This is a genomic window from Acinetobacter sp. NIPH 2699 (assembly GCF_022549355.1).
GTDB lineage: Bacteria > Pseudomonadota > Gammaproteobacteria > Pseudomonadales > Moraxellaceae > Acinetobacter.
The window spans coordinates 201,384-214,140 of sequence record NZ_JAKZGL010000002.1 but is presented as its reverse complement, the minus strand read 5'-3'; the positions used below and the strand labels follow the sequence as shown (position 1 = coordinate 214,140).

The following is a 12,757-nucleotide window of genomic DNA, read 5'->3' as shown; positions in this document are numbered from 1 at the left end:
TGCATTGCTCAGCGTGATTACGCTTGTTCAATATCTTTCATGGTCAATTTGATACGACCGCGATTGTCTACATCAGCAACCTGAACTTTAAGCTCTTGGCCTTCTGTTAGAACGTCAGACACATTCGCAATACGCTCATTTGAGATCTGTGAAATGTGAAGTAAACCATCTGTACCTGGCATGATGTTTACAAACGCACCGAATTCAACGATACGAATCACTTTACCATCATAGATTTTACCTGGTTCAACTTCAGCAGTAAGCGCTTGGATTTTTGCAATCGCAGCTTTCGCAGCCGCTTTGGTTTCACCAAATACGCGAACCGTACCATTATCTTCGATATCAATCGCAGCTTTGGTTTCTTCAGTAATCGCACGAATCGTTGCGCCACCTTTACCAATCACATCACGAATTTTGTCTGGATTGATATTGATCACTTCAAACGTTGGTGCATGTGCATTGATTTCAGCACGCGCACGTGAAATGACTTTATTCATTTCATTGAGGATGTGCATACGACCAGCAAATGCTTGGTTGAGTGCAGCTTCCATGATTTCTTCAGTGATCCCTTCGATCTTGATGTCCATTTGAAGTGCAGTAATACCATTGGCAGAACCAGCAACTTTAAAGTCCATATCACCTAAGTGATCTTCATCACCCAAGATGTCAGAAAGAACTGCAAAACGCTCGCCTTCTTTCACGAGACCCATTGCAATACCTGCAACTGGAGCTTTCAATGGAACACCCGCATCCATAAGTGATAATGAAGCACCACATACAGAAGCCATTGAAGATGAACCATTTGATTCAGTGATGTCAGATACGATACGAATCACGTACGGGAAGCGATCTGCTGCTGGAAGAACAGCCTGAACACCACGACGTGCCAAACGACCATGACCGATTTCACGACGCTTAGGACCTGATTCACGGCCTGTTTCACCAACTGAGTATGCTGGGAAGTTATAATGCAACATGAAGTTGTCAGTTTTAGTACCTGCAAGCGTATCCACCATCAACGCATCACGTGTATTACCCAAAGTCGTTGTTACCAACGCCTGAGTTTCACCACGTGTAAATAACGCAGAACCGTGCGCACGACCTAATACACCGACTTGAACATCGATAGCACGAACTGTTTGGGTATCTCGACCATCAATACGTGGTTTACCTGACAGGATGTTGTCACGTACGGTACGGTATTTAAGGTCTTCAAATAATTCGTTTACTTCGTCAGCAATACCTGTTTCGTCATTTTCAGGAACGAACTGTGCAACCGCTTCTGCATAAAGTGCATCAAGTGCCGCATAACGGTCTTGTTTCACCGCAATGGTATAGGCATCAGAGATTTTAGCTTCAAACGCTGCTTTTAATTGCTCAAGCAGTGCTTCATTTTTGCTTGGCGCAACCCAAGTCGATTCAACTGCGCCCGCAGCAGCAGCAAACTCTTTAATCGCTTGAATCGCGATTTGCATTTCGTCATGACCAAAAAGTACAGCACCCAGCATTTGGTCTTCTGAAAGTTCTTTCGCTTCAGATTCAACCATCAATACTGCTGATTCTGTACCAGCAACCACAAGGTCAAGATCGCTTTCTTTTAATTGTTCATGGTTCGGGTTAAGAACGTATTCACCGTTGATTAAACCCACACGTGCGCCAGCGATTGGACCGCGGAATGGAACACCTGCAATTGACATTGCAGCTGAAGCACCTAGCATTGCAGCGATGTCAGCATCCATGGTCTTGTCAGAAGAAATAACCGTTGCTGTGACTTGGATTTCGTTATAGAAACCTTCTGGGAACAATGGACGGATTGGACGGTCAATGAGGCGTGAAATTAAAGTTTCAGCTTCAGATTGACGACCTTCACGCTTGCCATAACCACCTGGGATACGACCCGCAGCATATTGTTTTTCTTGGTAGTTCACTGTAAGTGGGAAGAAGTCTTGCCCTGCTTTTGCTTTAGGTTGAGCAACCACTGCCACAAGTACAGTAACACCACCCATCGTTACAACAACAGTATTCGCTTGACGTGCAACACGACCCGTTTCTAAAACAACTTGATGTTGACCAAATTGGAATTCTTTACGAATGATATTAAACATTGACATGTATTGTAATTTCCTAGTTTTAATTCTAGTGAGACCCCTAAGGTTTGGCATTCAGACTACAACTACTGTGTAGATAAATGACAAAGCTTAGAAGCCATCGCACTAGACCAAAGATTTTTAAAAAAGTTAAACACAAAGAAGGAGCGAACATGCGCCCCTTCTATAAAATCACCTAAGATAAATTAGGTGAAACTTTCTTCTCAGCGATAAAGCATTGTGACATGCGAAATACCGAAAACAAAGCCAAATCGAATTAACGACGTAAACCTAATTCGCCGATCAAAGCAACATAACGACCGTGATCTTTACCATTTAAATAGTCAAGAAGTTTACGACGTTGGTTAACCATACGAATCAAACCACGACGACTATGATGGTCGTGTTTGTGTTCTTTAAAGTGGCTCTGTAAATCATTGATTTGAGCAGACAATAAAGCAACTTGTACTTCAGGTGAACCAGTGTCGTTTTCAGCACGAGCAAATTTAGCAATGATCTCTGCGCGATCTGCGTTAGTTAAAGCCATTCGATTTCTCCGAGATGCTTAAAAAATAAATGATATTGATCAGTTCGACGAACTGACTGCCGTGCATCACTACAGCAAGTTGGCTATTTTAAGTGATCTCTGGCTATATTGCAAAAATGTTTTAATGACACGGGCATTTCGGCAGCTGACAACCCGAATTAAAAGATGCACACTAGCTGAGTTCTGTTTTCAATTTATGACAGAAATGAAAGAAAAATGAAAAAATGCGAGGGAATCGTGAAAATTTTATCAACCAATACCTGTTATGTACCCCATGATTTAAATCAAGTCATTCGTTCTAAAGATGAAGTTGCTGCTGAACTCGGGGGAATGAACGAGGCTCAGATTGGAAAAATTTGGAACAGTGTCGAACACTTGTATAAAACAGGTAACTATCCACTGATTACCTTATGCCTGCGTCGAAAAGGACAGATTCTGATTAATCGGAGTATTGGCCATGCTCAAGGCAATTCGCCTGAGGGTTTAGCCACCGATGCCAAGGTAGGGACACCGGATACACCTGTTTGCTTATTCTCAGCATCTAAAATGGTCACAGCCATGCTGATCCATATGCTAGATGAGCGTGGTGAGCTTAATTTGCTTGACCCGATTAGCTACTATATTCCTGAATATGGCGTGAATGGGAAACGTCGTGCCACCATCTTTCATTTACTCTCTCACCGCGGTGGTATTCCCCGCATTGACAGTGAAGTCACGCCAGAACTGCTTTTTAATCAAGAAGAAATTTTAAAGCTTCTATGTGCTGCTAAACCAGTATCACCATCAGGAACACACCTTGCTTATCATGCTGTAACCGCAGGCTACATTTTGGGTGAAATTGTACAGCGTGTCACAGGTCAAAGTGTTCGTGAGTTTTTGGCAGAAAATATAGAAAAACCGATGGGCATGGACTATTTCAACTATGGTCTAAAACCTGAATATCGTGCCGATGCTGCGCTCAACTACGCAACTGGCATTCATCCAAGCTTAGGCACTGATCGCTACCTAGAACATGTGTTGGGTGCTGGACTTCAAATGGCAGTGGATATTACCAACGATACGCGCTTTATGGATACCATCTGCCCCGCAGGAAATATTTATACCAGTGCCGAACAAGCAGGACGTTTCTTTGAAATGTTACTCAGTGGTGGAGAATATCAAGGCAAACAAATTATGAGTGCCAAAACCGTTTTCCGCTCAACCTTACCAACGTCAGGAATAAGTATTGACCGTAGTTTACTCGCACCAATGCGTTATGCTTTAGGTCCTATGCTCGGCAGCAATCCGATTGGTTTATTTGGACCAATGACAGGACAAGCCTTTGGACATATCGGTTTCTCTAACATTTTATGTTGGGCTGATCCTGAACGTGATATCAGTGTTTCACTGTTAACCACAGGTAAATCGGTGGTCGGCACCCATTTACCAGCGCTGGCAAAAACGCTCTATCAAATCTCAAGCAACTGTCCAAAAATCCCAAAAGATCAACGTCGCTCATTGTTTGCAACAGATCGTACGGAAAATGATTTGGTGTAGTGGTTTTTACTTCATCAGTCAAAGCGTTACGATACCTAAACCGCTTTGACTGATTAAAATTGACTTAGCTTGCTACATCCAAAACTGGCTGTTGTTCTGATTTAGCTTGTTGATAGGCGTTGGATAATTGCTCTTGCTGTTCCTCTGCACTCAACATACATTGCGCATTATTTTCAGCAACTTTCAAATCAATTTGCTGCCCTTGCCCGCTTCGTCGTGGTTCAAAAATCGTTCTTTGATAGAAATAACTAAAAGGTTCCGCATTTGATAGGAAACCATATTTTGAATCATGGACATATCGTTGATAAAAGTCGGTCACAGGGGCATTGGCTGTTTGCTCCCAACTGTTCAACTCCCAATCATCAATACTGATCGTGAACTCATAAAATTTCGATACAGGGGATAAAACTCGAAAGATATTTCTCCGACCATTTCGATGAGACGCGGTAAAATTCCGAGTAGCTTGTAATCGTTTAACTTCGTCTGCCATGCTCGCAGGTCCAAACGCAGTCAAACTATAGTCAACGACTTTCCGCCCCAAACCTGTACGTGCTTGTTCAACTGCAATAGGCTCTTGATTACGATGTATCGTGCCATAAGCACTATAATAGGTTTTCATGGCAGCAATCATTTTGGCTCGAATCTGATCAAAATGGGTCATGTCCTGACGATTATTTCTTGCCTGCACCACTTGTATCGCCGCTGCTTCTTTACCTTGCATTTCAGCGACTACAGATTGATACAATGTTTCGACTTGAGGTTGAACCTCAAATTGCTCTTCAAATACCTTAATATGTTCCGTCTTTAACTGCTCATAACTATACATTCGTACGCCCGCTTGTATCGCCTCTTTGAGCATATCGCGTAAAGGAACACGAGCAAAATGGTCCGTAATTTGGGTTTTCTCATCCAGTGGCATATAACCACCACCGACATCCGAGTGCATTCCTGGATAGACCACTTCTTTCCAGTTTTGATTTGGCAGTGTGCCCTCTTTACAGATGAGATCGACAGGAAAAGCAAACCGCTGTTCATTGCCCGCCACATGGTGTACACACACTTTGACTCGCTCATCCACCACCATATCACGCCCTTTAAAGGTCATGTTATTGAGTAAATTGGTTGAAGGTAAACCAAAAGAGGCAACCGTATCAAAAAGCCCCAAGAACTGAAACTCTATTGGAGACTGAGCTTCTCCATAAGTCAGCCCATCACAAGTCGACTTACAGTTCCAAATCATGTGATTGGTAAAGGCACGTGCTAAAGCTGCACCACGTGAGAAACCAAATACGGAGATATTGATTTTTTTAATCAGGCGATGTTCTGCTAAGCATTGTTGTAATTCAGCCACACTCTCAGACTTTCCTGCCGCAGCATATTTGGCTAAATCTTGTTCCACTTGCTGAAATTTGCGTTCCAATGCTTTTTTTAGATGATCATTAAATTGTTCTTCGCCGTAGTCTAGACGTCTTGCACCGCCAAGACCTGCACCAGCACCTAATCCCAGAGAATCTTGCATCCATGAAATGGTTCTCTGAAAGATTCCTAACTCTGCATTAAACTTGGTACCAACTCCTGAAACATAAATGGCATGATCAGGAGCACTTTCATGATCTAAAGTATACTGATCAGCATTTTGCCAAAGTCGAGCAGGATTTGACCATTTTTGATCTTTTTTATCTGCCTCTTTATTATTCCCTGTACCATCAAAAAAGACGGAAATATTCACCACATCGCTACATTCCTGTTTAACTGATGGTTTTTCATTAGAAACATCACCATTTACAACAGCTACACGTTTTAATTGTTCAATCAACATCTAATTTAACCTCGTATTACTACTTATTATTTCTTAATTGCTCTCTCCATTTCATTCCCTTTTCTGTTGGATCGGGTAAACTATCAGATGTTGTAACTTCAACAGTATCATCTGGATAAATATGTAGAGCCAAATATTTTTTTCCTTTTAACTGTTCTTTGCTAATCACCAATTGATTCTTGGCTTCATGCATTTTATAACTATTCGATTCTCCCCAAACTACCTTTTGTAAACCGACTTTAATTGGACTAACCATCGTTGATTTTCCAAACCCTCCCCCAATAGTATATCCATTTAACTCAATCATATATGGGTTGTAACTTGGATCATAATTAAAAGAGGTTGTTCCCATAGAATAGGTTGCATTTGGACCAACTCCAACACAACCAGCTAAACCAACTGGTACTGCAACCAACAAGGCTGCTAGTTTCTTAAAATTCATTTATTTACCCTCTTTCTAAAATCTATATTTAAGCGATATAAACGCATTGAATTTATATGGATTAAATATAATGAATGGTTACCTTAGCAGTATTCGTTCACTGTAGCTGTTTAGTTATTATTTTCCCCTCTTTTACTTCCTGACTACGTTGCTTTTCCAGCCAAACTAATCCTTTTTCTGTTGGGTCAGGTAAATCGTCAGAAGTGGTGACTTCAACCGTATCATCTGGGTACATATGCAAAGCTAAATACTTTTTCCCTTTTAATTGTTCTTTATTAATTACCAATTGATTTTTCGCGGTATGTAATTCGCCAGTGTTAGTATCTTTCCATGTCACGGCTTGAACACCTACTTTAATAGGTGCAACATTTGTAGATTTACCAAATCCCCCACCAATTTCAGCACCATTTAATTTTACCATATAAGAACTATATGAAAGCGGATAATGGAAGGAAGTCGTTCCCATATAATAAGTTGCATTTGGTCCTATTCCTAAACAACCAGCCAAACTCACTGGTACTGCAATTAATAACACTGCTAGCTTCTTAAAATTCATCTATTTACCCTCTTTCTGAATTTTATATTTAAGCGATATAAACACTTTGGATTTATATGGATTAAATATAATGAATGGTTATTTTAGTATTATCTTTCCACTTTAACTGTTCAATTAATATTATTTCTTCTTAATTGCTCTCGCCACTTCACCCCTTTTTCTGTTGGGTCTGGCAAATTATCAGATGTAGTAATTTCAACCGTATCATCTGGATACATATGCAAAGCTAAATATTTCTTCCCTTTTAATTGCTCTTTACGAATCACAAGTTGATTTTTTGCTGTATGCAGCTTACCTGTCTTACTATCTTTCCATGTCACAATTTGTGAACCCACCTTAATTGGGGCGACGGTTGTTGAATTTCCAAATCCACCACCAATTCCAGCATCATTTAATTCAACCATATAACTATTATACGTAGGATCATAATGAAATGAGGTTGCGCCCATATAATAGGTCGCATTAGATCCTATCCCAACACAACCAGCCAAACTCACTGGTACTGCAATCAACAACACTGCTAGCTTCTTAAAATTCATTTATTTCCCCTCTTTCTGATATTTATATTTAAGCGATATAAACGCTTTGAATCTATATGGATTAAATATAATGAATGTTTACCTTAGCTGTAATCCGTTCATCTTTCTGTTTCTTTATTATTTACCTCCTCTTTTTACTCCTTGACTACGTTGTTTTTCCATCCAAGCTAATCCTTTTTCTGTGGGATCAGGTAAATTATTTGATGTTGTAATTTCTACCGAATCATCTGGGTATAAATGCGCTGCAAGATACTTTTTCCCTTTTAGCTGACCTTTAGTAATGACTACAACATTTTTAGCAGTATGTAATTCTCCTGTATGACTATCTTTCCAAGTTATAATTTGTTGACCAACTTTAATTGGTGCAACATTTGTCCCCCCTCCAAAACCACCACCGATCTCCTTACCATTTAATTCAACCATATAAGCATTATAAGAAAGATCATAATGGAAGGAAGTCGCTCCCATATAATAGGTCGCATTAGGTCCTATCCCAACACAACCAGCCAAACTCACTGGTACTGTAATCAATAACGCTATAAGTTTCTTAAAATTCATCTATTTACCCTCTTTCTGATATTTATATTTAAGCGATATAAACGCTTTGAATTTATATGGATTAAATATAATGAATGGTTACGTTAGCAGTATTCGTTCACTGTAGCTGTTTAGTTATTATTTCCCTCTTTTTACTCCTTGACTACGTTGTTTTTCCATCCAAGCTAATCCCTTTTCTGTGGGGTTAGGTAAATCATTTGATGTTGTTACGTCAACTGTATCATCTGGATAGATATGTAAAGCCAAATATTTTTTTCCTTTTAATTTTTCTTTAGCAATAATTAACTGGTTCTTCGCTTCATGCATTTTATAACTATTCGATTCCCCCCAAACCACTTCCTGTGATCCAACTTTAATTGGAGAGGTTATTACAGATTTACCGTCCCCACCCCCTATTCGCTGTCCATTTAACTCAATTTTATACGCATGATATGAATCGTCATAATGAAAGGAGGTTGCACCCATATAATAAGTTGCGTTTGAACCTAGTCCAACGCAACCAGCTAAGCTCATAGGTATTACTACTAAAAAAGCAAATACTTTATATAACTTCATTAGACTGTCCATCATCCGACTTTAGCCACCAAGTGATTCATCAGCTCATCCATAGTTCGCTTCTTATCTTTCAAATCACTCAATAAATGCTGTAAGGTCTGATCCAGCTCAAATTGCGTTCCATACATGAGCCTTAGACAAATAAAATTCAAAATATCTCGTGTCCCAGCCAAATGATATTCTTCTGCATAGGGAATAGAATGAACAACAAATTGATATAAATCATAGTCATCCATTTTATCCACAAGAAAAGCATGATTAAGTTTTAGATAATAAATAAGATGATCAGGAAAAGTTGCTTGCACCATCTTTTCCTCTTGCTCAACTGTAAAGTACAAAGGACTAGTTGATTTAGGTAATATTTCTATGTTTTGATTTAAACCAAATATCGCTTGTATCTGTGTTAAACGATCCCAATACCACCAACTTTGAATCGGCTGTAATAATTTTTCAATTTGTTGAGGGTTCAATACAGGCTCTTTAACATAAAGCGTTTCGTCCTCTTGATGCCCAACAAGCGTTGCAAGAATCATTGGGTCCCAAAAAGCCAAGATCATTTCTAGCCCACCCTCAAACTGAACCTCAAGAAACTGCCGTAAATGCTCAAAAAGCAAGTCGAAAGATAATGGACTCACGATCACGGTCATCTGCGTTGTGCCTGCAACACGACGCGTCATCCACGCCCATTCTTTTGAGGAAAAATCTTTAGGAAGCTGTAACAGATGCGGTGAAACTGCTCTGGCTTTTTCACCACTTGCTTCTTTTAATAAACAACGTTGGCGTAAATGTTCCAACACCTTTAAAAAGCGTTGATCCTGAGCGGCATCAGCAAGTGCATATACATTTAAATCAAGCTCATCTAGCGAATAGTCTTTAAAGGTATTAAAGAAAACATCTATTTTATTTTGCATTAGACACCTTCACCTTTATTGATAAACGCACCACGTTGCGTTGCTCGTCTTGCTAGACACTCCCAACAAATATTATTTGGGAAAATTGGTAATTGGGGTGTTTCGGCTGCACCTGTTGTAAAAACATGCTGCCCTGCTTTTGCTTTGAAATATCGAGGGGTAATAATAGTTACCCCATCAGCATTTATTTTTAGTGCACTTTCTTTTGCTTTTAAAACAATCTCCGTTGGACTTTGTATTTCCACTCGTCCTTCTGAAGAGGTAATCTTTATATCAAATCGTGCAGCAGCTTCTAATGCATTATCTTGTACTTGTACATCAAGTTTTCCTTTTGCTGCATAGATTTTAAAATCTTCCTGCCCAGCAAATACACTGACCTTTTTCTTAGCATTTAAAATTAGATTTTCGTCAGTACTCACATTCACCGATTGCCCACCAGCAACCGTGATACTGTCTTTCGCATGCAGGTGAATATCTTTTCCTGAAACCGTTGCAATACTTTCAGGTGATGCCATCAGTATCAATGCTTCTTTCGTCGCTTTTAAGTCTGCCCACTGAGATTCTATTTTCTGAATATAAGTATCAATATGTTGCAACATATCCGCTGCTTCTGCCTGCTGTTTGGCGGCATATTCAGATAAGGCTTTCATACCTTCAAAACTTTCTGAAAACTGGTCGAGTGCCTCTTTGACTTCTAGCTGAGTTTGTTCAGCCTGATTTTGTACGAAAGTTGAAATGTATAATCCCTTACTGCGAATCGCGCCAGAGGAATCAGTTCTAAGTTCAAATCCCTCTCCACGGTCTTCGCTTTCTGCCTCTGTTTTTGGGTGACTGAGTTTGCCGAGATTGAGTTGACTGGCAGCATGACTGCTTTGTAGTTGTGCGCTGATCTGTCCTGTGGTGTCATCAAAGCGTAGTTGGTTAAAACCTTCTCCATCCACTTCTTTAGATCGAATACCACTCAGTTTTTTAGTATCGGGAAGTCTACCTTTAACATCAAATTTGGTTGGACTACGTTGCGCTTCATGCAGTCGTCCTGTGACAAAGGGGCGGTCAATGTTGCCGTCAAAGAAGTCAATCACCACGATTTCGCCAATGCGCGGTAAAAAGCGTGCACCATAACCTTCACCTGCCCAAGGCGTCAATACATCCACCCATGCTGAGTCAGTGTCATTGTCATTACTGCCTGCACCCCCATCATGTTGGTGGTCATCATTTCTGGTAAAGAGGAATCGAACTTTAATTCTGCCCCACTCATCGACATGAATTTCTTCGCCTGTGGGACCTACTACTTTGGCACGTTGTGGATGGGCTGCTGGACGGTGTTGCAATGGATGGTATTCGGGTACTGTTTGAATATTGCGTCGTTGTAGCGTCAGTTGGTTGGCTTGGCGTTCCACTGTATTCGTTTGAATGCTGTTATTTTGCCAGTGACTTTGTTCAAGTAATTGACTGATTTGCTGGTTTAAATCTTTAGGTAAATTATTCTGATTAAACCAATCTTTCCTTATAATGAGGAATTCTTGGTCTATCCCGCTGTGTTGATCAATTTCAGGATGCTCAGTCAATTTAAACCAATAGCCAACTTGAGTATCTCGTACCGTGCTATGTGCAATAAAATGTTTAGCTTGGCTGTTATGGTAATTCAGAATATTTTTATTGATGACTTCAATTTGCTTGTTGCCTGAGGCGGTTGCACCATCTTCTCCATTTAGGTCTTGCATCCAAGCTGGAGTAAAGTGCCATGCATCTTCGAGTCCAAGAGAAGCCACATCATGCTGTTGGCTATGTTGATGGTTAGTTTGAACGCTGCCAGCACCATCATCTTGTTCTAAGGCATCCGCTTGCCAACGCTGAATATGGACTGCTGTCGGTTGTAGACTACGCTCAGCAATCAGGCTAGTCATGCTGTCATATTGCTCTGTGGCACTGCTTCGGTGATAGCGAATATTTCTTCGATCTAGGGCTTGGTATTGGTTGTTGTCGTCAATCAGACGCAGTTTCTGCGCTTGAATTGAACTGTTGCTATTTGGAACTGTGAGTTGGGCTTCATCAATCAGCCAGTTAATTCCTTCGCTTCTGAACAAACGGGTGATAAAGTCATAATCTGTCTCAGATGACTGCATAAAGAATGGACGAACATCGTAATCTTGCGTCAAACCACTTAAATCAAGCGTGAGACTAGATGCAAATAAGGGACTGCGTTGTTGCCATTCTTTGAATAGAATCTGCACCACGTCCAGTACATTTTTATTCATAAAAACTCGACTGTTACGGCGTTTATGCCATAGTGCAGTGGCATCTTGGAGTTTGAGCTTGTAAAGTGTCAAACTTCCATCAGACTGCCCTTGAACTGCCTCAGTAATCATCCCTGTCGTTCTCAACAATCTACCCGTATCGGTGACTTGATCAACTGCGACCTGACAACCGATAAACTGTTTTAATGGGATATGAGCATTTGTTGATAGACAGATCAGCTCTGCCATCAAACCGTGATTGAGTTGATGCTGCCCTTGTATTTTTTGTAGGAACACTTCAGTGTTTAAGGTAGGGTTGGAAAATTGGATATGGATCGCACGTTTTTGTGCAGTTAAGCCTAAACTTTCGAGCACTTTAAAAATACTATTGAGCATTGTTGTTATTTGGTCAAGTTAAAATCAATTACAGTCTACCTAGAACTGACAGTACTGTCTATTTTTCAAACAAAAAAGCCCAAGTTTTAGCTTGGGCCTTTGCGCTTAATTTTGCTTGTTCTCATTTTAATTTATTTTTATTGTTTATCTTTTTTATGTACCTACATTCAACCCTCTGAATGAAATTCACACATCATTTTTCTTAGATAACTGAAAAGCATTTTCTTCTCTTTATACTGACTATTCTGTCACAACCAATTGTGGAGAAAAATAGCATTTCTCTTATCTCCTTGTAAGCTAAAACGTACGATTCTGTATAACAATTAACTTAATAATGAAGAAAAACTGTCTAACAATTAAACAACGCACAAAGCGACCCATTTAAGCCTCAAAAATGTCAATTCCATTACAGTGAGACATAAAAATGAAGCAAAAGATGAAAGTTCACACGTTGACGTCAACATCTATGAAGATAGGTATTTTTAGGCTTTTATCAGGAATTTATTTATAAAAATAAAAAAGCCCTGTAGTCTCTCCCAAAACTACAAGGCTTAGCGGCTGTAAGTTTCCTCTT

11 protein-coding genes are annotated in these 12,757 nt (G+C 40.0%); 1 reads left to right on the top strand and 10 read right to left on the bottom strand.

What is annotated here, in order from left to right:
• Positions 1–17 precede the first annotated feature (17 nt).
• Together pnp and rpsO are read right to left on the bottom strand one after the other, a co-directional pair.
• Entirely contained in the window at positions 18–2,105 is a 2,088-nt protein-coding gene (pnp, locus tag MMP72_RS02915; protein ID WP_241314574.1) for a polyribonucleotide nucleotidyltransferase, read from the bottom strand.
• A 259-nt stretch (positions 2,106–2,364) separates the two neighbouring features.
• Positions 2,365–2,634 (bottom strand): 30S ribosomal protein S15, encoded by a 270-nt coding sequence (gene rpsO / locus MMP72_RS02910; protein ID WP_004668422.1) that lies wholly within the window; start codon positions 2,632–2,634, stop codon positions 2,365–2,367.
• A 237-nt stretch (positions 2,635–2,871) separates the two neighbouring features.
• Between rpsO and MMP72_RS02905 the strand changes: the two genes are divergently transcribed.
• A complete protein-coding gene (locus tag MMP72_RS02905) occupies positions 2,872–4,170 on the top strand; it encodes a beta-lactamase family protein (RefSeq protein WP_241314572.1) in 1,299 nt (432 codons plus the stop codon).
• A 64-nt stretch (positions 4,171–4,234) separates the two neighbouring features.
• On the opposite strand, the gene MMP72_RS02900 is transcribed toward MMP72_RS02905, so the two are convergent.
• The 8 genes from MMP72_RS02900 to MMP72_RS02865 all read right to left on the bottom strand — a co-directional run bounded on the left by MMP72_RS02900 (position 4,235) and on the right by MMP72_RS02865 (position 12,183).
• The gene (locus tag MMP72_RS02900) at positions 4,235–5,989 is read right to left on the bottom strand and encodes a DUF2235 domain-containing protein (RefSeq protein WP_241314347.1); all 1,755 of its coding nucleotides are present in this window, start codon (positions 5,987–5,989) and stop codon (positions 4,235–4,237) included.
• Between the two features lie 19 nt (positions 5,990–6,008).
• Positions 6,009–6,431, bottom strand: a complete 423-nt coding sequence (locus tag MMP72_RS02895) for a hypothetical protein (RefSeq protein WP_241314345.1) — start codon at positions 6,429–6,431, stop codon at positions 6,009–6,011.
• 97 nt (positions 6,432–6,528) lie between these two features.
• Positions 6,529–6,987, bottom strand: coding sequence for a hypothetical protein (locus tag MMP72_RS02890; RefSeq protein ID WP_241314342.1), 459 nt, complete (start codon positions 6,985–6,987; stop codon positions 6,529–6,531).
• A gap of 110 nt (positions 6,988–7,097) precedes the next feature.
• Positions 7,098–7,526 carry a hypothetical protein gene (locus tag MMP72_RS02885; protein WP_241314340.1) on the bottom strand — a complete coding sequence of 143 codons (429 nt, stop codon included), beginning with the start codon at positions 7,524–7,526 and terminating at the stop codon, positions 7,098–7,100.
• A 117-nt stretch (positions 7,527–7,643) separates the two neighbouring features.
• A complete protein-coding gene (locus tag MMP72_RS02880; protein WP_241314338.1) occupies positions 7,644–8,084 on the bottom strand; it encodes a hypothetical protein in 441 nt (146 codons plus the stop codon).
• A gap of 117 nt (positions 8,085–8,201) precedes the next feature.
• Positions 8,202–8,639 (bottom strand): hypothetical protein, encoded by a 438-nt coding sequence (locus tag MMP72_RS02875; RefSeq protein WP_241314336.1) that lies wholly within the window; start codon positions 8,637–8,639, stop codon positions 8,202–8,204.
• 11 nt (positions 8,640–8,650) lie between these two features.
• Positions 8,651–9,550 carry a DUF4123 domain-containing protein gene (locus tag MMP72_RS02870; protein WP_241314334.1) on the bottom strand — a complete coding sequence of 300 codons (900 nt, stop codon included), beginning with the start codon at positions 9,548–9,550 and terminating at the stop codon, positions 8,651–8,653.
• Positions 9,550–12,183 (bottom strand): type VI secretion system Vgr family protein, encoded by a 2,634-nt coding sequence (locus MMP72_RS02865; protein WP_241314332.1) that lies wholly within the window; start codon positions 12,181–12,183, stop codon positions 9,550–9,552. Before MMP72_RS02865 ends, MMP72_RS02870 begins: the two co-directional genes overlap by 1 nt.
• Positions 12,184–12,757 lie beyond the last annotated feature (574 nt).

Bases quoted from the DNA above. Each gene is read 5' to 3' on its own strand.
- rpsO (WP_004668422.1), bottom strand. From the start codon at position 2,634: ATGGCTTTAACTAACGCAGATCGCGCAGAGATCATTGCTAAATTTGCT.
- MMP72_RS02890 (WP_241314342.1), bottom strand. From the start codon at position 6,987: ATGAATTTTAAGAAGCTAGCAGTGTTATTAATTGCAGTACCAGTGAGT.
- MMP72_RS02870 (WP_241314334.1), bottom strand. From the start codon at position 9,550: ATGCAAAATAAAATAGATGTTTTCTTTAATACCTTTAAAGACTATTCG.
- MMP72_RS02885 (WP_241314340.1), bottom strand. From the start codon at position 7,526: ATGAATTTTAAGAAGCTAGCAGTGTTGTTGATTGCAGTACCAGTGAGT.
- pnp (WP_241314574.1), bottom strand. From the start codon at position 2,105: ATGTTTAATATCATTCGTAAAGAATTCCAATTTGGTCAACATCAAGTT.
- MMP72_RS02895 (WP_241314345.1), bottom strand. From the start codon at position 6,431: ATGAATTTTAAGAAACTAGCAGCCTTGTTGGTTGCAGTACCAGTTGGT.
- MMP72_RS02880 (WP_241314338.1), bottom strand. From the start codon at position 8,084: ATGAATTTTAAGAAACTTATAGCGTTATTGATTACAGTACCAGTGAGT.
- MMP72_RS02900 (WP_241314347.1), bottom strand. From the start codon at position 5,989: ATGTTGATTGAACAATTAAAACGTGTAGCTGTTGTAAATGGTGATGTT.
- MMP72_RS02865 (WP_241314332.1), bottom strand. From the start codon at position 12,183: ATGCTCAATAGTATTTTTAAAGTGCTCGAAAGTTTAGGCTTAACTGCA.
- MMP72_RS02875 (WP_241314336.1), bottom strand. From the start codon at position 8,639: ATGAAGTTATATAAAGTATTTGCTTTTTTAGTAGTAATACCTATGAGC.